A 23266-nucleotide genomic window follows, 5' to 3' on the forward strand; every position below is an offset into this window, starting at 1 on the left:
CTAACGGTGGCAATATCACCTTCTCGCATATGTAGAATATCTTGCGGTGTCACCCATTCGGCCGGAGTTCGTGTGAGCGGTTTACCAATGGCGTTAAATGCTTATATCACAAATTGGGAACAAAAAAAGCCCTGCCCTGCAAAAGGTGTAATTAAAATAGTTGCCATAGAGCTAAGACAAAAATGGCGTATGTGACGCGGCATAATAGGTAATTCGCAGACATTGCGGGTGATAGAATAGGTGCTTTGTTTGGCAATACCGAGATAATTATAATTTTTTCCTGCCTGCTGTTCGGCAAAATGGCGTAATTGCAAAATATCTTCTTCATTTACATCCGGGTATCGGAAAGCAGCCATTAAATTAGACTCTTGTAGGGCTTCTTTTAATGGTCGAATGCGCACACCGGAACCTACTGCTTCGGCAATTTGCCCATCACCCAAATAAATAAAAGCATGACTGACGGCAGCGTTATTAAAAAGACGTACACCTAGTGAGACCACTGAACGGTTAGCAGAAAATAAAATATCGCCTGCTTGCAAATCTTGGCTTTGAATGGGGCGAGCTTCGGCTTTTGGTAAGGTGCTGCTGCGCGCATGTTTGAGTTGCAAACCGTGTTCATTTTTCTGCCATTGTGTGGCACAAGCTGATAGCGTACCTATTAGAGTAAATATAAGCACCAATTTTTGCAGAATACGGATATTCATCTTGGCGTGTTTGTTCTCAACAATAGTCTATATTTTACTGTTTGAACATACGTTTTTGTTTTCAGATCGCCTGAAAGTTAGCCAATTCGTTTAAATGGTAGTAAATAAGCTAAGGATTACTTGCCCTAAGCTACTGTTTGAATGCGGTTGTCTAAAATCCCCGCCCATAGATAGTCTCGCTCGGTACGAATTAATCGCCCAACGGCTTACATGAGTTTGATGCTGGCTTCGGAAACGGTAATTTCCATAATAGGGACGCCACCACGTTTTTGATTCAACGGTTATGATGCTACTTCAATCATGATGATGTAAATGATAAATCTGAGCAACCGCATCCACCAGCTCGTTATCTTGCCCACTCGCCTTATTCAAGGTGCGCGTAGGTGAATGCAGCAGCTTATTGGTAAGCTGTACTGACAAACGTTCCAGCACTTCCTCCGGTGGGGTGCCTTTTGCAAGCTGTTTCATTGCATTTTCGAGAACGTAGCGACGTGCACGCTCGCCTTCGTCACGCAAAGCACGGATTAAAGGAACGCTCTGACGGCTTTTTTGCCACTCAATGAATTCACATACTTTCTGCTCAACCATGGTTTCCGCTTCTGCAGCAGCTTTTCGACGCGCTTCTTTTCCCTGCTGCACGATTGCCATCATATCGTCAACCGTATATAAAAAAGCATCATTAAGTTTGGCAACTTCTTTTTCAATATCTCGAGGTACGGCTAAATCCAGCATAAATACAGGCATATAATGACGCCGCTTTAACGCTTGTTCTACCATGCCTTTACCGACAATCGGCAACTGACTGGCTGTAGATGAAACCACTACATCATACTGGTGAAGAATTTCAGGTAGCTCAGTTAACAAGCAAGGCGCGGCATTCACCCCTAATTTTTCGCACAACTCTTGCGCACGCAGCAATGTTCGGTTAGCAACCGTGATCATTTTTGGATTTTTGGCTGCAAAATAAGTGGCTACCAGCTCGATCATTTCACCGGCACCGATAAATAATACATTCAAATCAGAAATATCCGGGAAAATTTGTTCGGCCATTTTTACCGATGCCGCAGCCATGGAAACCGAATTTTCTCCTACCGCCGTGCCGCTGCGTATATCCTTGGCCACTGAGAATGTTTTTTGAAACAAAGCATTCAACCAAGTGCTTGTCGTACCTTGCTCTTGAGCAACCCTGACTGCATCTTTAATTTGGCCTAGAATCTGCGGCTCGCCCAGCACCATGCTGTCTAGCCCACAAGCAACCCTAAAAGCATGGCGGATAGTATCGCTGCAACCGTAAATATATAAATAAGGTCTGATTTCTTCAACCGACAATTGTTGGTAATCTGCCAGCCACTCGACTATAGACTCCGGATCGCCGATGCAATAAAGCTCGGTTCGGTTACAAGTAGAAAGAATAACGGCCTCTTGCGCCGCATGGCTATTAACCAACCCGCGAACGGCATCCGGCAATACTGCGGCCGCAAACGCAAGTTTTTCACGTATGCTAAGGGGTGCGGTTTGATGGTTAAGGCCTATGGCGGTGAGTTGCATTATGAAAGTTGGTTTATTGTTAATAAGCAAACACGCTATTGTATCGCAAATTTCGATTGAAAAAAATGCTATATACCGATAGTGAAACAGTATATAAACCTAAAAACGGCTGCCTCTCTATTACCGCGCCAGAAGAAAATTCTATAGGCATATAAAAAATACAAACTAACAAATTTTCTATTCTATTTACATAGAAACAAATAGCTCATTTGCATATCTATTTATCGTTATCAGAAATAATAAATCAAGCAAATATCTATATATACTGCTCCAACAGTACTTCTGTCTTACTGTTAGGATAAATTCGAATTAGAAAATCTACTGATACTGTGATTACTCAAATTTTCGGGTAGAAACTGCAGAGAAATACATCAGTCTCTTCAGCATTATAGTGAATCCATAAAAATCATCACTATAAAATTAAGAATTGGCGGAGAATGTTTTAAAGTCGCCTTTATTAAATAGCCGCATTTTTATATATATTAATTATTAAATCAAAAATATATTCTCTTGCTCAACAAGCTTTCGTAATAATCGGTAGCTGACGCCCGTCATCTCTATGGTTTTAATCGGATAGCTTTGCTGCGACTATTACGAAAACTAAAACAACAATCAAAGATATAAATTTACTTATTAATTATTAGAAAACTGTTGATTCAAACGTTCTTGACATCCACCCAAATGGCGGCGCATGGTTTTACATACGCGCGCACGTTTTCCTTCACTTAACAAATCCAAGATTTCTTTGTGTTCTTCATATGAACCATTGCGACGTACAGGTTTATCGAATACCGCAATCATAAGTGATGAACGCGCACAGAGTGAATTCATCATCTCGGTTAAAACATCATTATTTAGCAAACGTACCAGTTCGACATGGAAAGCATTAACCAAACGTACCCAATTAACTTTATCCCCCTGCTCGAATGCAATTTTTTCCTGCTCGATCATTTCATATAAAGGGCCTAACCGACTGGATAAGTCAGGTAAATCAAGTAACATTTCCATAACCATTTCTTCGAGTGCAATCCGAAGCTCATATACGTCTTTGGTTTCTTTAGCATCCGGTTCATGTACGAATGCACCTCGATTAGGCAACAAATCAACGATTTTGTCATGTGCCAATAATGACAAAGCCCCTCGAACAGTACTGCGGGAACAATTCATCTGACGGCACAGATCAGATTCCGTAAGTTTTTTTCCCGGCAGTAATACACGGTCGGTAATGGCGTCTAAAATAGCGGCGTAAACACGGAAAAGCTCGCTGTCGTGCCGCTCTTCAGGAAGCATAGATGAAGCGGCAGGCGCCTCTATTAAACGATTTTCTAATTCATTTTTCATAATATTTTTTCCGCCGCATATATTGCAGCTTTGTTTTATTTTCAGAAAGACAGGCTTTAAATGCCTGCCTTATAGCTTATTACAGTACCAAATAATTTATGAAATATATTATAGCCGAAGTGCTAATATTGTTGACAGTTTATTTCTGCTGCTTAGGCAGGGCAGTTTGAATAGTCTGATTATTCTAATAAAAAAGCGGAATCCCTGTAAGATTCCGCACTCTTCACAAATTAAATTATGGTTTAGGCTGCAACGATTTCAAAGCTGTGGCTGATTTTAGCTGCTTTGCCTAGCATAATAGAAGCCGAACAATATTTCTCTGCCGACATTTGTACGGCTTTTTCAATGGCGCTTTCTTTTAAATCATAACCAATTACTTTGAAATGAATATGTATTTCGGTAAATACTCGCGGGGTTTCATCTGCTCTTTTGGCTGTAACAGTAGCTTGGCAATCAACGATATTCTGACGCTGTTTTTCGGCAATCATCACAACATCAATACTTGAGCATCCCGCAACCCCCATAAGCAACATTTCCATCGGGCTGGGACCCCGCTTTGCCTTACCTTCGGCGGCGGATCCTTCCATGATAACACTGTGGCCTGATTCGGCCGTGGCAACGAAGCACATATTGTCGAGCCATTGAGAGGTAATCTGCATCTTGTTCTATTCCTTTTCGTGTATCGGATGAGACGATACCAATATTCCGTCGGCATCGCTGTAAAGATAATGACCGGGGATAAAATCAACCCCGCCGAAGCTAACTACGATATCTGTTTCCCCTAATCCGTCTTTGGCACTTTTACGCGGATTGCTGCCAAGCGACTTCACACCAAATTCCATCATATTGATGGCTTCGGTATCGCGGATAGCTCCGTTAATCACGGCTCCAGCCCAACCATTAGCTGCGCCTGCACCGGCAATTAAATCTCCCATTAGCGCGCTATACAGCGAGCCGCCGCCGTCTACCACTAAAACTTCTCCGTTTGCCGGGCTATTCATCAATTGCTTGACCAAACCATTATCGCGGTGGCATCTGACAGTACGGATTTTTCCATAAAAGCATGCTCGGCGGCCAAAATGTTTGAATTGTGTTTCGCACGATGGTGTACCAGGGGCGATATCAATTAGGTCGGCAGTTGAAAAGTTAAATTTCTCACTCATATTGCGTTCCTTATTTCATGTTTTATCGAAGTACCTGCTTAAAGCTGAATGCATTTGATTTGAAGCGTTTTCTTTTTTATTTTTCAGACGGCCTTATAAAAAATAGAAGGCCATCTGAAATTATTATTTACTGCAAAATCACACTTACAGGTTTTGCAGCATCCAATGCACATAACGGCTTACGCCTTCGTTTACATCGAGGAAACCATCTTCATAACCTGCCTCTCGCAAACGGGAAATATCGGCTTCGGTAAAGCTCTGATATTTGCCTTTGAGCGTATCGGGGAAAGGAATATATCTGATGAGCTCTTCTTCTACCAACTCTTTCAAGCTCATTGCCTGCTTGCCTTCTGCTACACGGCATGCATTAACTGTAGCAGCCGCCAAATCATTAAATGGTTGGCTTCGCCCTGTGCCGAGGTTAAAGATGCCGGATTGTTCAGGATGATCAAAGAAAAACAGATTAACTTTAACCACATCTTCAACACTAACGAAGTCACGGGACTGCTCCCCATTGCCGTAACCGTCGTACCCGCCAAAAAGATTAACATAGCCGTTTTCACGGTATTGGTTGAAATGATGGAAGGCTACGGAAGCCATGCGGCCTTTATGCTGCTCATGTTGGCCGTACACATTGAAATAGCGGAAACCCGCAACTTGGGCGGTTAATCCCTGTTCCATGCGGCGGCGGACGATTTGGTCGAACAGGAACTTGGAATAACCGTATACATTAAGCGGTGCTTCCAACTCGCGTTCTTCCCTGAAAATTTCACCCTTTCCGTAAACAGCGGCACTGGATGCGTATAGAAACGGAATACGCTCGTCTTGACACCAATCAAGTAAATCAAGAGTGTACTGGTAGTTGTTTTCCATCATGTACAGGCCGTTATGTTCCATGGTGTCGGAACATGCACCTTCGTGAAACACTGCTTGGATATCATCGTAAGGTAGGGTGTGCTCACGCACTTGACGGATAAATTCATGTTTGTCGAGATAGTGTGCGATTTCGCAGCTGACAAGGTTTTTAAACTTTTCGCCTTTAGTTAAATTATCTACGGCAATAATATCGGTAATGCCGCGCTCATTTAGGGCTTTGACGATATTGCTTCCGATAAAACCGGCGGCTCCGGTTACGATGATGGTCATATATTTTCCTCTACTATTTAGTGCCGTCTGAAAATACTTTCAGACGGCACTTCAATTTAATCTTGTGCCAAGGCGTTATTTAACTCTTCAAAACTGCACACGGCAGTCCCCAACTTAGCAACCACTACACCTGCTGCCGCATTAGCCAAATGCATGGCTTGGGCAGTATCGAATCCGGCAGCCATTGCCAAACCCATAGTTGCAATTACGGTATCTCCCGCACCTGAAACATCATATACTTCTTGGGCGCGCGTAGGCTGATGGGTAATTTGATCTTCTCCAAATAAACTCATCCCCTCCTCGCTTCGTGTTAGCAACAAAGCATCCAAACCTAAGCGGCGACGCAGGCCTTGGGTTTTCTCGGTTAACTCTTCTTCTGTTCGCCAACTACCGGTTACTTCTCTCAACTCCGCACGATTCGGCGTGAGTAAGGTTGCACCGGTATATTTATCGTAATCATCGCCTTTGGGGTCTACTAAAACGGGCTTTCCCGCTTCTCTCGCCCAATCTATCATAGCAGAAACGTGGGTAAGGCCGCCTTTGCCATAATCAGACAATACGATTACATCATATTCCGACAACAGGCTGCGGTATTGCTGTTTCACGGCGTCCAATATTTCTCGGTTGGGCATTTCTTCAAAATCAAGGCGGATAAGCTGCTGATTACGGGCGACTACGCGTAATTTAACGGTGGTTGCAATTTCATTATCACGCAACAGATAAGAAGCAACACCGTCTTGCAACATCAGATTTTCCAATACGTCGGCGGCTTCGTCATCGCCTGTTACCGACAATAAAGCCGCTTTTCCACCTAAGGCGGCAATATTACGCGCGACGTTAGCAGCTCCGCCGGCCCGTTGGTCAATCTTACCGATTTTAGCAACCGGAACGGGAGCTTCGGGAGAAATACGCGAAACATCGCCGAACCAATAGCGGTCGAGCATCACATCGCCAACCACCAAAACACGTGCCTGTGCCAAGCGCTGTTTTAATTCTTCTGAACGGATATGAGCAATCATGGATTGGCTTTCTTATTTAATAACCTGCATTGGCAAACGCATTCACTTCGTCCAATACGGCAATAGGATTAACAGCTTGGGTAACGGGACGGCCCATCACCAAATAAGTAGAACCTGCCGCTAATGCTTGTGCAGGTGTCATGATTCGACGTTGGTCATCATTATTACCGGCAACATCTAAGCGGATGCCGGGCGTGACCAATACAAAATCTTCTCCTAAAGTACGGCGCAATGTAGCAGCCTCGTGAGCTGAACAAACCACTCCGTCCAGCCCTGAATTTTGTGCCAGTTTCGCCCAGTTTGCCACGAGTTCCTCTACAGGGCGGCTCAAGCCGATTTCGGCCAAGTCTGCCTGCTCCATGCTGGTTAATACGGTTACGCCGATTAACAGGGGTTTTTGGCAGTGATTCGCTACTGCATCGGCGGCGGCTTCCATCATACGGCGGCCGCCTGAAACATGCATATCTACCATCCATACCCCCATATCGGCAGCGACTTTACAGGCTGACGCAACCGTATTCGGAATATCATGGTATTTCAAATCAAGAAACAGCTTGAACCCTTGGTTAATGAGGCTTTCGGCTAAATTTCTACCGGTAGCCGTAAACAATTCTTTGCCGATTTTCAACTGGCACAAATCAGGATTTAGGCGGCGGACAAAATTGAGCGTATCTTGCCCATTAGCAAAATCCAGCGCCACAATCACAGGAGTACGGCGGTTTTCCGAATGAAAATCGGCAATTAAAGGGTTCATAATATCTCTTTCTTATCAAATACTATTCAGACGGCATGCTTAATTATCCAGCCGTCTGAAAAAAGATTTCCGACAAATAAAAGCCTGCTGTTTTATTAAATTTTAAATACGCTATGTTGTACTTTTAGTATTGCAGCATGATTTTATCAGTTTTTAAGCAGGTCGGAACCTACTTCGGGCTGCCCAAAGCAAGTGCTTTCTGCTAACATCCTGCCGTTATTTGATGATTTATCCGATTATGCCGATTATTTTACCTCCCGTTTCATTCAAACGCCGACTGGCAGCTTTGATTTACGAAGGCCTGCTGATAGGTGCGGTAACCGCCGTGGCTGCCGTAGCCGCCGGTATTGCCGCAACGGTGCTAAACACCATATCTCCTTTTCTTTCCAGCATTTGCGTTACTCTTATTTTACTAATCTCTTGGTGGTTGTACTTTAAATTAAACTGGAACCGCCAAGGCCAAACGCTGCCTATGAAGGTATGGAAAATCGGTTTGACCAACCAACAACAAGTCCGCCCTCCTCTGCCCCAATTACGTCTGCGTTTTATGTGGGCTTGTGTATTTGTGGTGTTTATCCCGTTATTGGCCTATATAGGATTGCGTGATCTGCTCCATCTACCGCCGGTTAACGCCTTTTTTATGGCATTGATTTGGTGGATACTACCGTGGGGATTTGCCTTTTTTAATGATGACCGCCAATTTTTGTATGATTTTTTATCGGGCACGCGCTTGGTAAATTTGAAAAAGACTGAAGAATAAACCTTTCATATAACTTAATAAAACAAAAAGATGCCGTCTGAAAACTTTCAGACGGCATCTTTTTGTTTTAGCTAAAGCTACTACTTGTCCAATTTAGCCTACCAAAAAATCTGCTTTCACAATGCCGGCCAAATCTAATTCCAATTTATCGCCGGTGTTCAGCTCTCCTACACCGGCAGGAGTACCTGTAAATACAATATCACCTTTTCTTAATCCATAGGTTTCAGACAATTCTTTTAAAATATGCGATAAAGGATAAATCATATGTGAGGTTTGTCCTTGTTGGCGCAATTCTCCATTGATTTTAAAAGTAAAAACGCAATCATTTGGATCAGCCAGTTTATCTGCCTCAACGAAACGCGATAAAGCAGCCGCGCCGCGAAAACCTTTGGCTTTAGTCCAAGGCAAGCCTTTTTCTTTCAGACGGCTTTGTATGTCGCGTGCAGTCAAATCCAATCCGACCCCATAGCCCGAAATGATGGATAGCGGGTCGGTTTGATTAATGGAGTCCGCATCTTGTCCTATCAATAATACCAGCTCGCATTCATAATGCACGGATTGGCTGTATGCGGGTAATGTTAGAGTTTGTCCGCTTTCAATAATGCTATTGTTCGGTTTCATGAAAACTACCGGTTCGGTAGGTGTTTCATTTTTCAATTCAGCTATATGGTCAACATAATTACGACCGATACAAAAAATATTGTTAACTTTTACTGTTTCTTGCTCTAAGTGGATTTGTGTCATCTCATATTCTCCTTCGAGTTATAAAAATACCGCCCTAGTTGTAGCCGGACGGTATTTTGAGGTGGAATTTATCTGCTAATTTCAGACGGCCTATGCGTCTTTAATCAATCTGCCAATACCGCCAATACTTTACCTACAATTTCACCGATAGCCACAGTTTCGTTTTCTTCTGCGGCGCGGGCCCGGTATTCAACGTTACCCTCTTTTAATGCACGGTCGCCGATAACGATGCGGTGCGGAATACCCAATAATTCGGAATCATTCAACAATACGCCCGCACGCTCATCTCTATCGTCCAACAATACATCCACACCTTGAGCCAACAACTCTTCATAAAGCTTATCGGCCGCTTCGCGTACACTATCGGATTTTTTGTAATTCATCGGCACAATCACCACAGTAAAAGGTGCCATGGCTTTTGTCCAGATAATACCGTTTTCGTCATGATTCTGCTCGATGGCCGCCGCTACGATACGGGTAATACCGATACCGTAACAGCCCATTTCCATGATTTGCGATTTACCGTTGTTATCCAAGAAAGTGGTATTCATGGCTTCCGAATATTTAGTACGCAATTGGAAGACATGTCCGACTTCAATACCGCGCGCTAATTTCAGACGGCCTTGCCCGTCGGGGCTGGGATCGCCTTCCAGTACGTTGCGTAAATCGACAAACTCAGGCTCAACCGCATCACGACCGAAATTGAAACCGGTGTAGTGGTAGTCGTCTTCATTGGCACCGATAACCCAATCGGCCGCTTTTTCGGTAGCAAAATCGGCATAAACGCGGCCTTTAAAGCCTACCGGTCCCAAGGAACCGCCGTTCGCACCGAATTCGTCACGAATCAGGGCAGGATTTGCCATGGTAAGCGGTGATTTTACACCTGCCAGTTTTTCGGCTTTGATATCGTTGAATTCATGATCTCCGCGCAATAGAAGCAATACCAACTCGCCCTCTTCTTCACCTTCTACCACGATGGATTTTAAAGTGCGCTCAATTGGTACATTTAGGAATGCTACCAACTCATTAATGGTTTTAACATTAGGAGTATGCACTTTTTCTAATGTCTCTGCGGCAGCGGCACGTTCGCCCGCTAGCGGCAGGGTGGCGGCTAATTCGACGTTGGCGGCAAAGTCAGAAGTATCGCTGTAGGCAATAACGTCTTCACCACTTTCTGCCAATACTTGGAATTCATGCGAACCCGTCCCGCCGATACTGCCGGTATCAGCAGCCACGGGGCGGTAGTTCAAACCTAAACGGTCAAAAATCCGACAATACGCATCATACATCGGTTGGTAGCCGTCACGAACTAATGATTCATAGTCGGCATGGAAAGAATAAGCGTCTTTCATCACAAATTCGCGGGCGCGCATAACACCAAAGCGCGGGCGAACTTCATCGCGGAATTTGGTTTGGATATGATAAAAGTTTTTTGGTAGTTGTTTATAGCTGGTGATTTCCTTGCGCACAATGTCGGTAATCACTTCTTCACAAGTCGGCCCCATGCAAAAATCACGCTCGTGGCGGTCTTTGATGCGCAATAATTCTTTACCGTAAAATTCCCAACGGCCACTTTCCTGCCATAATTCGGCAGGCTGTACTACCGGCATCAGTAATTCTACCGAACCGCTGCGGTTCATCTCTTCACGCACGATAGCTTCCACTTTGCGTAAAACACGCAAACCCATGGGCATCCAAGTATACAAACCGGATGCGACACCTTTAATCAAACCGGCGCGGATCATTAATTGATGACTGGGTAAAGTGGCTTCGGCAGGTGCTTCTTTGAGCGTGGAAATGAAAAATTGACTGGCTTTCATAATATGTAAATTCTGGTCATTAGAATGATGTCGCATTGTACAGTGAAACCGTGTCGAAAGCATACTTTTCTCACCGAAACCGCCGTATTTTGATAGTTGTCAACTGCTTTCATACACAGCTTTTTCAACCGCATTGTTTTTACTTATAATTTTTTTTAAATAATAAGATTCATATCAAAATTTAAATAACTCATTGATTTTAATATGATTTTAAATTGACTATTTTTTAATCAGATTAAGCAGAGGATTGGAGTTTTCTTGATTTTTTCACATTACTCAAAGCTTATCCACAAAGTTATCCACAGATATTGTGTATGAATTATGACTGCCCGCCAAAATATAAAGAAAAACCAGGCAGCCATACCGTTTCCACGTGAAATTTTTATGCTATCCGATAGTACTTGTTGATTTATCCCACTCGGTAGAACGCCAAACTACCTAAAAGATTGGGCAGCTTTTCGATTCTTTTACTACCAGCCATCACCGAACGCTCCAATACTCGGATATTATTTTTGGCACATAAGCGGTCAAAATCTTCCAAAGTACACCAATGAATATTCGGTGTGTTATACCATTGATAAGGCATACGCTCGGATACAGGCATATGGCCGCCAAATGCGATTTGCAAGCGGTTGCGCCAATAACCGAAATTCGGAAACGATACAATGGCCTGTTTAGCGACACGGGTCAGGTCGCGTAAAATAGTTTCTGTGTTTTGCATAGCCTGAATGGTTTGGCTTAATACGATAACATCGAAACTATTGTCGTCAAATACCTGTAGGCCCCGTTCCAAATCCGCCTGAATAACATTTATCCCACGGCCGATAGCCGCAATAACGCTGTCCGTATCAATCTCCACGCCATAACCGCTGCACTGCTTGTAAGTAACCAAAGCAGATAGTAATTCGCCGTCTCCGCAGCCGAGGTCTAAGACACGGCTGCCGGCAGGAATCCATTCGTAAATCAATTGCAAATCATCGCGTAATTTCATGCCCGAAGTTCCTTATCAATATTATTCATATAGGTGCGCACTGCACGAATATACGGCTCATCCTCCATCAAAAAGGCATCGTGCCCGTGATTGGATTCTATTTCGATGTATTGAACAGGTTTTCGGGCGGCAATCAATGCCTTGACCAACTCATGGGAACGCTCGGGTGAAAAACGCCAATCGCTACTAAAGCTGGCTACGAAAAATTTGGCTTGCGTATGACTCAAGGCTTTTTGCAGATCATGCCCGTATTCGGCGGCAGGATCAAAATAATCCAAGGCTTTTGTCATCAATAGATAGGTGTTTGCATCAAAACTGCCGGCAAATTTGTCGCCCTGATAACGGAGATAAGATTCCACTTCAAACTCAATATCATACCCGTATTGATAACGGTCATTGCGCAATTCGCGTCCGAATTTTTTACCCAATCCTTCTTCAGCCAGATAAGTAATATGCCCCATCATCCGGGCAATCTTCAAACCGCGCTTAGGTATTTTGTTGAACCGTTCATAATGGCCGCCGTAAAAATCAGGGTCGGTTAAAATCGCTTGGCGGGCGACATCGTTAAAAGCAATATTTTGAGTAGAAAGCTTCGGTGCGGAAGCAATAACCAAAGCATGGCTTACACGCTCGGGAAAATCTATCGCCCATTGCAGAGCCTGCATGCCCCCCAAGCTGCCACCGACTACCGCCGCCCATCGGTTGATTCCAAAATAATCGGCCAACAGAGCCTGCGAACGAACCCAGTCTTTCACCGTTATCATAGGGAAATCGGCTCCGTAATTGTGGCCGCTTCGCGGATTAGGCGATAAAGGCCCCGTACTACCGTGACAGCCGCCCAGATTATTAAGGCCTACGACAAAAAAGCGGTCAGTATCAATCGGCTTGCCGGGACCTACCATATTGTCCCACCAGCCGGCATGTGTATCCTCGGCACTATGCCTGCCCGCAACGTGATGATGCCCTGATAGCGCATGACATATCAATACCGCGTTAGATTTTTCTGCGTTTAATTCGCCATAAGTTTCCACCATCAAATCAAAGCGTGGTAAAACTTCACCGTTTTCTAAAGACAATGGTGTTTCAAAAGAGATTTTTTGCGGTGAAACCAACCACACATTTTGATTTGTGCTCATAACAATCGGACAAATACGGCGGAAAACGGTTATTATAGCGGCTTGTCGGTATTTTGTGGATAAAAGGCCGCCGGAATAAGGCGTTCAGACGGCCTGCAAAAATCAAAATGATTGGCCGTATCTTAAAAATTATCTTCTTTTTAGGAATTATCGGATTGATTATCAACCGATTATTCAACCGTAAGCAAAAGCAGACGATTAGCCGTGTCATGATTATCAGTGCATGGGTTTATCTCGTCGTTTCCGCCATTGTTTTAGCCTGGTATCTTTACAAATCACTTTCATAACCTGCCACTGCCACACTTTCAGACAGCCTATGTTTTCAGCAATAAATATAGCTAGCCTCTATCTTATGCCTTCATTTTAAAACTAATTTTTGATGTTTAAAAACCCACCTGCCATTTTCTATTTAGATCTGTCTAACGCAAGCCAAATATTACGTTTTCAGGTATCATTGAACTGATTTTCTTTAAAGTTTATACCATGCTGCAAACAGATAACCTCACGGCTGCCGCATCGCAGCGTATCATTACCTCGCATAATATTTCTTCGCAAGAAGAGCTACTTGAGCGCGCTTTACGTCCGAAAACCCTGCAAGATTATATCGGGCAAGCCAAAGCCAAAGAGCAGCTGGCTATTTTCATCCAAGCTGCCAAAAAGCGCGGCGAAGCACTTGACCACACATTATTATTCGGCCCCCCGGGACTGGGCAAAACGACACTGGCGCACATTATCGCCAAAGAACTCGGTGTAAATCTACGCCAAACCAGTGGCCCCGTATTAGAACGTGCGGGAGATTTGGCTGCATTACTCACCAATCTCGAACCTCACGACGTATTGTTTATCGATGAGATTCACCGTCTAAGCCCTGTAGTTGAAGAAATCCTTTATCCCGCATTGGAAGATTATCAGTTGGATATCATGATCGGAGAAGGTCCCGCCGCCCGGTCGGTTAAAATCGATTTGCCGCCCTTCACTCTTGTGGGAGCGACAACCCGCGCCGGCATGCTGACCAATCCGCTGCGTGACCGTTTCGGTATTGTTTCTAGACTGGAATTTTACGAACATACCGACTTAGCGACTATCGTCAGCCGTTCGGCACAACTTTTACAATTGAATATGGGTAAAGAAGGTGCGATGGAAGTAGCCAAGCGCAGCAGAGGAACCCCTCGAATTGCAAACCGCCTGTTACGGCGGGTGCGAGACTATGCAGAAGTCAAACACAGCGGCGTCATTGATGCGGCCGTGGCAGATGCCGCACTTTCTATGCTTGATGTAGATGCGGCCGGATTAGATTTAATGGATAGAAAATTTTTAGATGCCATTTTGCATAAATTCAGCGGTGGCCCGGTAGGCTTGGAAAACGTTGCCGCTGCCATCGGTGAGTCTACTGACACGATAGAAGACGTTATCGAACCGTACTTAATACAACAAGGCTTTTTACAACGTACACCCCGCGGCCGCATAGCTACCGAACGGTCATATCTGCATTTCGGCCTAAACAAGCCGGATTCAGAATAGATATCAGCTTACCCGAACACTAAATTGCTGCAGTGAAAAGTTAGGTATTTTAGTTAGCTTTTCACTGCAGCAATTTTTTATAGGCAAATTTAAATGATCCCTATTTAAAGAAACAGGGTTATATTTCTTTTTTATACAAATGAAAAATAAATAAAATTAAAGGCTGAATCCAGTAAATAGAGTTCAGCCTTCGCTACTTTTTATAAATCATTCAAAGTTTGAAAAGTCATTCATACTTTCAGACGGCCTTATTTACTTCCTCTCATCAATTCAAAGAAATCATTGTTGTCTTTTGAATCTTTCAATTTACCAACTAAGAATTCGGTAGCTTCCAAATCATCCATCGGATGTAAGAATTTACGCAACAGCCACATTTTCTGTAACTGATCATTCGGCACCAATAATTCTTCACGGCGCGTGCCCGACTTATTAATATTAATAGCGGGGAAGACACGCTTTTCCGCCAAGCGCCGATCAAGGTGTAGTTCCATATTACCCGTACCTTTGAACTCTTCGAAAATCACATCATCCATACGGCTGCCGGTTTCTACCAAAGCAGTCGCGATAATGGTTAGAGAGCCACCCTCTTCGATATTCCGTGCTGCGCCAAAAAAGCGTTTCGGACGATGCAAGGCATTTGCGTCAACACCGCCTGTCAGAATTTTTCCTGAAGCCGGAACAACGGTATTGTAGGCACGCGCAAGACGGGTAATCGAATCGAGCAAAATGACTACGTCTTTCTTATGCTCTACCATACGTTTGGCTTTTTCAATCACCATTTCGGCTACCTGCACATGGCGCGCTGCCGGTTCGTCAAATGTAGAAGATACCACTTCACCGCGCACTGAGCGGGTCATCTCGGTAACTTCTTCAGGACGCTCGTCAATCAGTAAAACAATCAATTCCACTTCAGGATTATTGGCTGTAATCGCATGAGCAATATTTTGCAGCATAACGGTTTTACCCGACTTCGGCGGAGCAACCAATAAAGCGCGCTGCCCCATGCCAATCGGCGAAACCAAATCGATGGCACGGCTGGTAATATTTTCTTCGGCTTTAATATCACGCTCCAGCTTGAGCTGGCGTGTCGGGAAAAGCGGAGTCAGATTTTCAAACAGAATTTTGTGTTTGCAAACCTCAGGATGGTCGCCATTGATTTTATCAAGGCGTACCAAAGCAAAATACCGCTCGTTATCTTTCGGAACACGTACACTGCCTTCAATAGTGTCGCCTGTATGCAGGTTAAACCGGCGGATTTGATTGGGCGATACATAAATATCGTCCGGGCCGGCCAAATATGAAGTATCGGAACTGCGCAAAAAGCCGAAACCGTCGGGCAGAATTTCCAAAGTACCCGAGCAGGTAAAACTTTCGCCCTGCTTCATCATTTGGCGCACAATGGCAAATACCAGATCTTGTTTGCGTAAGCGGTTGGCATTTTCAATACCGTGTTGCTCGGCCATTTCTAAAAGTTTGGAAATATGCTGGGTTTGTAATTCGGAAACGTGCATGATTTTATTTTATATGATTTGAATAATGAAAAATTGAAAGCCGTTGAGAAAGGCCGTCTGAAAAATAATTTGAAACTAAATTTAAGGGAGTTGCTGCCGATTAGGCTGAGATAGGACGACAAAGCATTTGTCTGACGCGGATTCTATGGACTAGTTCCGTATTTGTCAAATTTAATTATATTTAAAATCTGTTTTCGATTGATTGAAGGGTTATAATTAAAGCCGTCTGAAAATTCCAGGCGGCTTTATTTTCGAATGGCTAATTTTTGGCTTGCCAATTATCTTTTAATGTAACGGTGCGGTTAAACACCGGAGCATCTGGCTTATGATCGTAGCGGTCCGTTACAAAATAACCCAATCTTTCGAATTGATAACGGGATTCAGAAACCAAAGTATTTGCAACAGGTTCTACCCAAGCATCGATTTTCGTCATCGAATCCGGATTGAGAAAGTCTGTAAACGGCAAGTATTCGCCGTCTTCTCCGCGTACCGCATCGGGGCGCGCTTCGGTAAACAGGCGGTCATACAAGCGTACAGTAGCATGCACGGCATGCTCTGCCGCAAGCCAATGGATAACGCCTTTTACTTTCCGCCCTTCCGGCTTTTTACCCAAGGTATCATGATCGATACTGCATTTTAGCGAAACGATACGGCCACCGGCATCTTTCACCACCTCTTCGCATTTGATAACGTAGCTGTAACGTAAGCGGACTTCGCCGCCCAGAGTCAGACGCTGCCAACCGGCCGGTGGATTTTCACTAAAATCATCAGCTTCTATATAAATAGTTTTAGAAATCGGTATTTCCCTCTCGCCTAATTCAGGATGATTCGGATGATAAGGAGCGCTACGGCTTTGAGTAATGGCAGAATCATAATTGATCAGCTCTACTTTAATCGGATTAAGCACAGCCATCATGCGCGGCGCACTGTCTTCCAGCTCTTCGCGGATAGCACCCTCGAGTACGCTCATATCAACAATATTTTCCGATTTGGAAATACCAACGCGTTTGGCAAATAGGCGTAAGCCTTCCGGCGTATAACCGCGGCGGCGCATACCGGAAATAGTGGGCATGCGGGGATCATCCCAGCCATTTACATGACCGTCTGTAACCAGTTGATTTAGCTTACGCTTAGATGTAATCGAATAAAGCAGCTCCAAACGGGAAAACTCGTATTGACGCGGGTGGTTATCAATTGGAATATTGTCCAACACCCAGTCGTATAAGGGGCGATGCGCTTCAAACTCCAATGTACATAAGGAATGGGTAATATGTTCGATGGCATCGGAAATAGCATGAGTATAATCATACATCGGATAAATACACCATTTATCACCGGTATTGTGATGGTGCACGCGGCGGATACGGTAAATTACCGGATCGCGCATATTAACGTTACCTGATGCCATATCGATTTTTAAGCGCAGGGTTTTACTGCCGTCGGGAAACTCACCGGCCTTCATACGCATGAATAAATCAAGGTTTTCTTCAACGCTACGGTCACGGTACGGGCTGTTTTTACCCGGTTCGGTTAATGTGCCGCGATATTCGCGCATTTCCTCCGCGCTCAAATCATCTACATAAGCTTTACCGTCTTTAATCAGGCCGACCGCATACTCGAAAAGTTGATCAAAATAATTTGAAGCGAAACGGGGTTCACCCGCCCATTGGAAACCCAGCCATTGAACATCTTCTTTAATGGCACGGACATATTCTTCCGACTCTTTTTCCGGATTGGTATCATCAAAACGCAAATTGCACAAGCCGTCATAGATATAGGCCAAACCAAAGTTTAAGCAAATGGATTTTGCATGACCGATATGCAGATAACCGTTGGGTTCGGGCGGGAAGCGGGTTTGAATGGCTGTATGTTTACCGCTGGCAAGATCTTCATCAATGATATTGCGGATAAAATGATTATCGGCAAATTGTTCTTTATTCATCATAATATTAATGTGGTCGATTATTTCGAGTAAGTGTATGAAAACATTATGCGGCCGTCTGAAAGGCCTGTTGCTTCGTTTGAGTAATAATGGTGTATTGTACCTGAAATTTCAACTGCCTGTTTCAGACGGCCTGCTTGATTTAAAAAATTTCAGATTTTACTAAGGTCAGGCATGGGTTGCCAATCGCGTCGGAGATAGAGTCGCCTTGGCAACTATGCCTAATAAAAAAAGACCACCCGTTCCGGTGGCCTTTTTTTATTAGGCGAATAATGGTTACTTGGCAGCCGAAGCTTCTGAGGCTGCAGCTTGTTTGGCACCTCCGAACCATTTATCCTGAATCTGCTGGTATGTACCATCTGCTTTGATAGCAGCCAACCCTGAATTAATTTTAGACAACAATTCATCACTACGGCCTTTTTTAACAACAAAACCATAGTATTCTTTCTCAAAAGAAGGATCAGTAATAGTTCGAAGTTTGGCGTTCGGATTATTGTTTACAAAGTTTTGTACCACACCGTTATCGCCCACGGAAGCATCAGCACCTCCACTCAACAACTCCGTGAGTGCTAACGGCATATTTTCAAAACGTTTGATATTCGTGCTATTTGCACCTTGTAATTTTTGTACAACCAAATCACCGGTCGTGCCGTTTTGTACGGAAACGGTATGTTTTTTCAAATCTGCAAATGATTTGATTGTATCTCCTTTTTCACCAACGACAATCAGCTGGGAAGCTTCAAAATACGGGTCTGAAAAATCCAATGAAGCTTTGCGTTCGTCTGTAATGGTTACGCTTGAAGAAACTACATCACTATCACCCTTATTCAAGTTGGCGAAAATACCTTCCCAAGGTGTATTCACATAATCGAATTTGATACCTTCTTTGGCTGCAATGGCGTCTAGAATATCAATTGAAAAACCTACGACTTTACCGTTATCTTCAAATTCAAATGGTGCATAGGCGGCATCAGCAGCCACGATATAGGTTTTACCTGCCGGAGCTTCGGTTGCAGTTTTCTGACTGCTTTCATTTTTCGAGCATGCTCCCAGAAAAAGAGCAGAAGCCAAAGCTGCCAATACGGCGGTTTTTTTAAACATGGTGAATCCTTATAAAATCATAATATGCCGTTAAAACGGCATATCATACACAATATTTTTTGCGCTGGAAATTTACTCTACGCCGGTAGCCATATCCGTCATTAAATTCCGGGTATTTGTGCGACAGAATGCCGGCAAACATACCTTTAGAATTTGATGCCTTTATGAAGCGCTACCACACCGGCAGTCATATTATGATAGTCGACACTATCAAATCCGGCATCCAACATCATTTGTTTTAATGTTTCCTGATCAGGATGCATACGGATGGACTCGGCCAAATATTGATAGCTGTCGCCATCTTTGGCAATTACTTTTCCCATCAACGGCAACAGTTTGAATGAATATAAATCATATGCAGGTGCCAGCGGTTTGAATACTTTCGAGAATTCCAATACCAATAACGTGCCTCCCGGCTTAAGCACGCGGTACATTTCTTTTAAAGCAGCATCTTTATGAGTCATGTTACGTAAACCGAAAGCAACCGAAACCAGATTGAAATAATTATCCGGGAAAGGTAACTTTTCGGCATCTGCCAAGGAAACAGGCAGAATCAAGCCTTCGTTAAGCAGTCGGTCCCGGCCTACGGTAAGCATAGATGAGTTGATATCGGTCAGCCATACTTCGCCTTCTTTTCCGACACGCTTGGCCCAACCGCGCGACAAATCGCCCGTACCACCCGCGATATCCAATACTTTATCCCCCTTATTCAAACGAGCTGTATTGATTGTGAAATGTTTCCAAACACGATGCAGCCCGCCCGACATGACATCGTTCATAATGTCATAATTGCTGGCTACCGAATGGAATACCTCGGCTACTTTTCCGGCTTTTTCACTTTCATCTACGGTTTTGAAACCGAAATGGGTTTTGTTGTCACTCATTTTTTATCCTGATACTCTGCTTTTTGCTTTTAATGTTTGCCGCAACCGCCCGAACCGCAGCCGGTTTTAGCCGGCACGGCTTCTAGCGGAGATGCGATGCGCGACGCACCTGCCGCTTCGATTGCGCGTAAATAGTCTGCCCACATTGTATCGTATTCGTGAGCCAATTTATATAAATAATCCCAGTCGTACAAACCGCTGTCATGGCCGTCTGAAAAAGTAATTTTCAAAGCATATTGCCCTACCGGCTCCAATCCCATGATCAAAACAGCGGCTTTCCCTGTTTGTAATACTTCCTGGCCTACTCCGTGGCCGCGCACCTCAGCACTAGGAGAATACACTCTCAAAAACTCGGCAGGCAGTGATTTTGCCGAACCGCCATAAACCAAAGTTAAGGCCGCACGGCTGTTTTGCAGCCTGATTTCTTCGGGAGTCGGATACTTCATAGTTAATGTGTTCCTACTTGAGAAAATAAATTAATTACCAAAACACCGGCAATAATCATGCCTATACCGATTAAAGCCGCCATATCGAGTTTCTGATTCATAAACAACCAGCCGATTATTGAAACAGCGGCGATACCAACGCCCGACCATATGGCATAAGCAATTCCTACCGGAATGGTTTTCAACAATACCGACAGGCAGTAAAAAGCCAAACCATAACAAAATAGCGCCCCGGCTGCAGCCTGCCAGTTAGCAAAGCCATTGCTCAGCTTCAGCAGTAATGTACCGCATATTTCCAGAGCGATGGCCAATGCCAATAAAATCCACACGTTCACCGGCTATCCTTACGCTTCAGTAAAAATACGCGAATACTAAACAGCCCGCCTATCAGCGCAAAAAACACCAATGCATATAGCGACAAGCGCACTGCCCAAAGCCGCCCATTACTATCCAAGCCCATCGGCAGCAACATGAAAGTTACCACCAAAGTAAAAGCCAACATCATGGCTGCAATAGAGAGAAACGCGGCGCGTGTGGCACTACGGATTTTCACGCTGTCCATCAAATGTCTTTCAAGAGGCTGTAATCTTATTTTATTGTAGCAGAAACTGCCTGTGAGCTTTTCTTAAAACATTAAGGAAGGTAATCCGATAGGCTTCCCCACCTAATCTTTTTACCTAAGTTTCAGACGGCCTATTTAAACTTTCTTTAACCGTGCCCCAACAACAGAACTAAGGAAATAGAAAAAAACGATATAACTGTTGTCAGTAACATTACCGCCGCAGTTTGCCGGGCAAAACCGTATTGCCTACCGAAAATCGGGTACATACTGGCCATAGGTACGCTTGCCAGCAAAGCGCCCGCAAACATTATTTCTTTACTTGCGCCAAAGCCCCACAAACAAGCCACTACCAATAAAGGAAATACCAAAAGCTTTCCGATCACTACAGGCAAAATATCTTTCAAATTACCCTGAACAGACAAGCCTACTAATCCGCCGCCTATCACAAATAAGGCCAGCGGCGAAGCCGCCGAAGCCAACATAGCGGATACCCGCTCCAATACCGCAGGCACGGGAATAGCAGATACAGAAAAAAACAACCCTATCAACAATGCCAAAATAATCGGATTTTTCAAAAGGTTAATAGCCAGCCGCCGTAAAGTTGCCCCGACTTTTTCACTACCCTTTGCCAAATCAATCAATACAAACATCAGCGGCAAAATCAAAATATTTTCAATCAAAACATTCATGGCAAAATATATGCCCGCCGAATTGCCCAAAGCCATTACCGCCAAAGGATAACCGATGAAGCCGGTATTCGACATTCCCGTTGCCAATCCGTTAAGAGCGGACAATACCGCTTCTTGCCCACGATAACGGCTAGCAGCCCAACCCACAACAAATGCTAACAACGAAGCCATACCATAGCCTGCCAAATATATAGGGCTAAACACATCGGCAATCGGGCGGGTAGCAATGGCATGAAACACCAACATCGGCAAGCCGATACGGATCACAAATTTACCCAAAGCGGCCAATTGGCTTTCGGTAAACATTTCGAAGCGGACTGCAAAAAATCCCATTGCCATCACGACAAATATCGGTGCGGTAATGGTTAAAACGGCAAGCATGGCTTTATCCTCAAAAATCCGCCGGTTTTAAAATAAATTACATGGCAGATTTCGTAATTTTAACAGAAGCAGCCAGTCCGAACTGCCTAAAACGCCCGTAATCAAATCTTGTTGCCAAATCTTCAGCTACAATCTTTTGCACACGCTGTCTGCATCCGCTCTTTCAGACGGCACCAAATCACGCTATATTAATATTTTTACCCCATACAGCCAGGAGCCCTTTTATGCAAACCCAAGCCGTTATCGACCATATTGTCAATTGGCTGAAAACCTACGCCCAAAATGCCAAAGCAAAAGGCTTTGTAGTGGGAGTTTCAGGCGGCATCGATTCTGCTGTCGTATCTACTTTGGCCGCCCGTACCGGCATGCCCACCCTGCTTTTGGAAATGCCCATCCGCCAACAAGCCGACCAAGTCAGCCGAGCGCAAGAGCATATTAAAAATCTTACGGAGAAATTTCCCAACGTATCAGGCTTAAGTGTTGACCTTACCCCTACTTTCAACCAATTTGCCGAAACGGTAAATGTAGATGAAAATGCCTACCCCGCCAAAAATCTAGCATTAGCCAACGCCCGCTCCCGGCTACGCATGGTAACACTTTACTACTATGGTCAAATCAACGGCCTGCTGGTTACCGGCACGGGCAATAAAGTTGAAGATTTTGGCGTGGGCTTTTTCACAAAATACGGCGATGGCGGCGTTGATATCAGCCCTATTGCCGATCTGCTGAAAAGCCAAGTTTACCAATTAGCTAAAGAACTCGATGTAATCGAATCCATTCAAAAAGCCGTTCCCACAGACGGATTATGGGACATCGAGCGCACCGACGAGCAGCAAATGGGCGCAAGCTATAACGAATTGGAATGGGCTATGAGCGTTTACGGCAAACAAAAGCCCGAAGATCTGCAAGGCCGCCAACGTGAAGTATTGGAAATCTATACCCGCCTGCACAAAGCTATGCAGCATAAGGTTAACCCTATTCCGGTATGTGATATTCCCGATGAACTTCTGAAATAGTTTTGCGCGATCGAAACAGCTTATCCTTTTAATTGCCGGACGCAACATATGTTCAGAGTTCAAAATTAAGAACCTTACGTTTGAGAA

Annotated in this window: 24 protein-coding genes and 1 pseudogene; 4 read left to right on the forward strand and 21 right to left on the reverse strand. The window is 44.3% G+C overall.

The window, feature by feature from the left end; all coding sequences use genetic code 11:
* Positions 1-101: 101 nt before the first annotated feature.
* The 9 genes and pseudogenes from LVJ86_RS05750 to pyrF form a co-directional block, all read right to left on the reverse strand.
* Complete coding sequence (locus tag LVJ86_RS05750; RefSeq protein WP_053008287.1) at positions 102-704, reverse strand: YiiX/YebB-like N1pC/P60 family cysteine hydrolase; 603 nt, start codon at positions 702-704, stop codon at positions 102-104.
* Positions 705-781: 77 nt separating this feature from the next.
* Positions 782-976 (reverse strand): annotated as a pseudogene (locus LVJ86_RS11085) (helicase C-terminal domain-containing protein); the annotation flags it as partial.
* Between the two features lie 22 nt (positions 977-998).
* On the reverse strand, positions 999-2252 hold the full coding sequence (gene hemA, locus LVJ86_RS05755) for a glutamyl-tRNA reductase (protein WP_047760119.1): 1254 nt from the start codon (positions 2250-2252) through the stop codon (positions 999-1001).
* A gap of 633 nt (positions 2253-2885) precedes the next feature.
* Positions 2886-3593: a GntR family transcriptional regulator gene (locus LVJ86_RS05760; protein WP_047760120.1), complete on the reverse strand. Its 708-nt coding sequence runs from the start codon at positions 3591-3593 to the stop codon at positions 2886-2888.
* Between the two features lie 242 nt (positions 3594-3835).
* The gene (locus LVJ86_RS05765; RefSeq protein ID WP_047760121.1) at positions 3836-4252 is read right to left on the reverse strand and encodes an OsmC family protein; all 417 of its coding nucleotides are present in this window, start codon (positions 4250-4252) and stop codon (positions 3836-3838) included.
* A gap of 6 nt (positions 4253-4258) precedes the next feature.
* Complete coding sequence (gene rraA, locus LVJ86_RS05770; protein ID WP_047760122.1) at positions 4259-4756, reverse strand: ribonuclease E activity regulator RraA; 498 nt, start codon at positions 4754-4756, stop codon at positions 4259-4261.
* Between the two features lie 144 nt (positions 4757-4900).
* On the reverse strand, positions 4901-5902 hold the full coding sequence (gene rfaD, locus LVJ86_RS05775) for an ADP-glyceromanno-heptose 6-epimerase (RefSeq protein WP_047760123.1): 1002 nt from the start codon (positions 5900-5902) through the stop codon (positions 4901-4903).
* A 56-nt stretch (positions 5903-5958) separates the two neighbouring features.
* The gene (gene rfaE1 / locus LVJ86_RS05780) at positions 5959-6921 is read right to left on the reverse strand and encodes a D-glycero-beta-D-manno-heptose-7-phosphate kinase (protein WP_047760266.1); all 963 of its coding nucleotides are present in this window, start codon (positions 6919-6921) and stop codon (positions 5959-5961) included.
* Positions 6922-6937: 16 nt separating this feature from the next.
* Positions 6938-7675 carry an orotidine-5'-phosphate decarboxylase gene (pyrF, locus tag LVJ86_RS05785; RefSeq protein ID WP_047760124.1) on the reverse strand — a complete coding sequence of 246 codons (738 nt, stop codon included), beginning with the start codon at positions 7673-7675 and terminating at the stop codon, positions 6938-6940.
* A 223-nt stretch (positions 7676-7898) separates the two neighbouring features.
* Here pyrF and LVJ86_RS05790 point away from each other — a divergent pair, with 223 nt between their 5' ends.
* On the forward strand, positions 7899-8435 hold the full coding sequence (locus tag LVJ86_RS05790; RefSeq protein WP_047760125.1) for an RDD family protein: 537 nt from the start codon (positions 7899-7901) through the stop codon (positions 8433-8435).
* 93 nt (positions 8436-8528) lie between these two features.
* Here LVJ86_RS05790 and LVJ86_RS05795 read toward each other — a convergent pair whose 3' ends face one another.
* The 4 genes from LVJ86_RS05795 to metX form a co-directional block, all read right to left on the reverse strand.
* Positions 8529-9179, reverse strand: coding sequence for a fumarylacetoacetate hydrolase family protein (locus LVJ86_RS05795; RefSeq protein WP_047760126.1), 651 nt, complete (start codon positions 9177-9179; stop codon positions 8529-8531).
* A gap of 104 nt (positions 9180-9283) precedes the next feature.
* Positions 9284-10999: a proline--tRNA ligase gene (locus LVJ86_RS05800; RefSeq protein WP_047760127.1), complete on the reverse strand. Its 1716-nt coding sequence runs from the start codon at positions 10997-10999 to the stop codon at positions 9284-9286.
* A gap of 409 nt (positions 11000-11408) precedes the next feature.
* The gene (metW, locus tag LVJ86_RS05805) at positions 11409-11990 is read right to left on the reverse strand and encodes a methionine biosynthesis protein MetW (RefSeq protein ID WP_047760128.1); all 582 of its coding nucleotides are present in this window, start codon (positions 11988-11990) and stop codon (positions 11409-11411) included.
* Complete coding sequence (metX, locus tag LVJ86_RS05810; RefSeq protein WP_047760129.1) at positions 11987-13126, reverse strand: homoserine O-succinyltransferase MetX; 1140 nt, start codon at positions 13124-13126, stop codon at positions 11987-11989. Before metX ends, metW begins: the two co-directional genes overlap by 4 nt.
* 107 nt (positions 13127-13233) lie before the next feature.
* On the opposite strand from metX, the gene LVJ86_RS05815 reads away from it, so the two are divergent.
* Entirely contained in the window at positions 13234-13413 is a 180-nt protein-coding gene (locus tag LVJ86_RS05815) for a protein MIGRI (RefSeq protein WP_047760130.1), read from the forward strand.
* A 196-nt stretch (positions 13414-13609) separates the two neighbouring features.
* A complete protein-coding gene (gene ruvB / locus LVJ86_RS05820; protein ID WP_047760131.1) occupies positions 13610-14647 on the forward strand; it encodes a Holliday junction branch migration DNA helicase RuvB in 1038 nt (345 codons plus the stop codon).
* 248 nt (positions 14648-14895) lie between these two features.
* On the opposite strand, the gene rho is transcribed toward ruvB, so the two are convergent.
* The 8 genes from rho to LVJ86_RS05860 form a co-directional block, all read right to left on the reverse strand.
* Positions 14896-16158 (reverse strand): transcription termination factor Rho, encoded by a 1263-nt coding sequence (gene rho, locus LVJ86_RS05825; protein ID WP_047760132.1) that lies wholly within the window; start codon positions 16156-16158, stop codon positions 14896-14898.
* 259 nt (positions 16159-16417) lie between these two features.
* Positions 16418-18103, reverse strand: coding sequence for a glutamine--tRNA ligase/YqeY domain fusion protein (locus LVJ86_RS05830; RefSeq protein WP_047760133.1), 1686 nt, complete (start codon positions 18101-18103; stop codon positions 16418-16420).
* Between the two features lie 273 nt (positions 18104-18376).
* A complete protein-coding gene (locus LVJ86_RS05835) occupies positions 18377-19201 on the reverse strand; it encodes a basic amino acid ABC transporter substrate-binding protein (protein ID WP_047760134.1) in 825 nt (274 codons plus the stop codon).
* Between the two features lie 146 nt (positions 19202-19347).
* Positions 19348-20085 (reverse strand): bifunctional demethylmenaquinone methyltransferase/2-methoxy-6-polyprenyl-1,4-benzoquinol methylase UbiE, encoded by a 738-nt coding sequence (ubiE, locus tag LVJ86_RS05840; protein ID WP_047760135.1) that lies wholly within the window; start codon positions 20083-20085, stop codon positions 19348-19350.
* Positions 20086-20114: 29 nt separating this feature from the next.
* Positions 20115-20531: a gamma-butyrobetaine hydroxylase family protein gene (locus LVJ86_RS05845; protein WP_047760136.1), complete on the reverse strand. Its 417-nt coding sequence runs from the start codon at positions 20529-20531 to the stop codon at positions 20115-20117.
* Between the two features lie 2 nt (positions 20532-20533).
* On the reverse strand, positions 20534-20866 hold the full coding sequence (locus tag LVJ86_RS05850; protein WP_047760137.1) for an SMR family transporter: 333 nt from the start codon (positions 20864-20866) through the stop codon (positions 20534-20536).
* Positions 20863-21093 carry a hypothetical protein gene (locus LVJ86_RS05855; protein ID WP_047760138.1) on the reverse strand — a complete coding sequence of 77 codons (231 nt, stop codon included), beginning with the start codon at positions 21091-21093 and terminating at the stop codon, positions 20863-20865. Before LVJ86_RS05855 ends, LVJ86_RS05850 begins: the two co-directional genes overlap by 4 nt.
* Before the next feature lie 146 nt (positions 21094-21239).
* Positions 21240-22163, reverse strand: coding sequence for an AEC family transporter (locus tag LVJ86_RS05860; RefSeq protein ID WP_047760139.1), 924 nt, complete (start codon positions 22161-22163; stop codon positions 21240-21242).
* 224 nt (positions 22164-22387) lie between these two features.
* Between LVJ86_RS05860 and nadE the strand changes: the two genes are divergently transcribed.
* Positions 22388-23179: an NAD(+) synthase gene (gene nadE, locus LVJ86_RS05865; RefSeq protein WP_047760140.1), complete on the forward strand. Its 792-nt coding sequence runs from the start codon at positions 22388-22390 to the stop codon at positions 23177-23179.
* Positions 23180-23266: the final 87 nt, after the last annotated feature.

Origin of the sequence: Neisseria arctica (assembly GCF_022870905.1) — a bacterium.
GTDB lineage: Bacteria > Pseudomonadota > Gammaproteobacteria > Burkholderiales > Neisseriaceae > Neisseria > Neisseria arctica.

Coding starts and splice junctions, on each gene's coding strand:
- LVJ86_RS05815 (WP_047760130.1), top strand. CDS start 13,234: ATGATTGGCCGTATCTTAAAAATTATCTTCTTTTTAGGAATTATCGGA.
- nadE (WP_047760140.1), top strand. CDS start 22,388: ATGCAAACCCAAGCCGTTATCGACCATATTGTCAATTGGCTGAAAACC.
- LVJ86_RS05830 (WP_047760133.1), bottom strand. CDS start 18,103: ATGATGAATAAAGAACAATTTGCCGATAATCATTTTATCCGCAATATC.
- LVJ86_RS05795 (WP_047760126.1), bottom strand. CDS start 9,179: ATGACACAAATCCACTTAGAGCAAGAAACAGTAAAAGTTAACAATATT.
- rfaE1 (WP_047760266.1), bottom strand. CDS start 6,921: ATGATTGCTCATATCCGTTCAGAAGAATTAAAACAGCGCTTGGCACAG.
- hemA (WP_047760119.1), bottom strand. CDS start 2,252: ATGCAACTCACCGCCATAGGCCTTAACCATCAAACCGCACCCCTTAGC.
- LVJ86_RS05790 (WP_047760125.1), top strand. CDS start 7,899: ATGATTTATCCGATTATGCCGATTATTTTACCTCCCGTTTCATTCAAA.
- LVJ86_RS05765 (WP_047760121.1), bottom strand. CDS start 4,252: ATGCAGATTACCTCTCAATGGCTCGACAATATGTGCTTCGTTGCCACG.
- metW (WP_047760128.1), bottom strand. CDS start 11,990: ATGAAATTACGCGATGATTTGCAATTGATTTACGAATGGATTCCTGCC.
- LVJ86_RS05855 (WP_047760138.1), bottom strand. CDS start 21,093: ATGGACAGCGTGAAAATCCGTAGTGCCACACGCGCCGCGTTTCTCTCT.
- LVJ86_RS05835 (WP_047760134.1), bottom strand. CDS start 19,201: ATGTTTAAAAAAACCGCCGTATTGGCAGCTTTGGCTTCTGCTCTTTTT.
- pyrF (WP_047760124.1), bottom strand. CDS start 7,675: ATGAACCCTTTAATTGCCGATTTTCATTCGGAAAACCGCCGTACTCCT.
- rraA (WP_047760122.1), bottom strand. CDS start 4,756: ATGAGTGAGAAATTTAACTTTTCAACTGCCGACCTAATTGATATCGCC.
- LVJ86_RS05860 (WP_047760139.1), bottom strand. CDS start 22,163: ATGCTTGCCGTTTTAACCATTACCGCACCGATATTTGTCGTGATGGCA.
- LVJ86_RS05750 (WP_053008287.1), bottom strand. CDS start 704: ATGAATATCCGTATTCTGCAAAAATTGGTGCTTATATTTACTCTAATA.
- rfaD (WP_047760123.1), bottom strand. CDS start 5,902: ATGACCATCATCGTAACCGGAGCCGCCGGTTTTATCGGAAGCAATATC.
- rho (WP_047760132.1), bottom strand. CDS start 16,158: ATGCACGTTTCCGAATTACAAACCCAGCATATTTCCAAACTTTTAGAA.
- LVJ86_RS05760 (WP_047760120.1), bottom strand. CDS start 3,593: ATGAAAAATGAATTAGAAAATCGTTTAATAGAGGCGCCTGCCGCTTCA.
- LVJ86_RS05800 (WP_047760127.1), bottom strand. CDS start 10,999: ATGAAAGCCAGTCAATTTTTCATTTCCACGCTCAAAGAAGCACCTGCC.
- LVJ86_RS05845 (WP_047760136.1), bottom strand. CDS start 20,531: ATGAAGTATCCGACTCCCGAAGAAATCAGGCTGCAAAACAGCCGTGCG.
- ubiE (WP_047760135.1), bottom strand. CDS start 20,085: ATGAGTGACAACAAAACCCATTTCGGTTTCAAAACCGTAGATGAAAGT.
- metX (WP_047760129.1), bottom strand. CDS start 13,126: ATGAGCACAAATCAAAATGTGTGGTTGGTTTCACCGCAAAAAATCTCT.
- ruvB (WP_047760131.1), top strand. CDS start 13,610: ATGCTGCAAACAGATAACCTCACGGCTGCCGCATCGCAGCGTATCATT.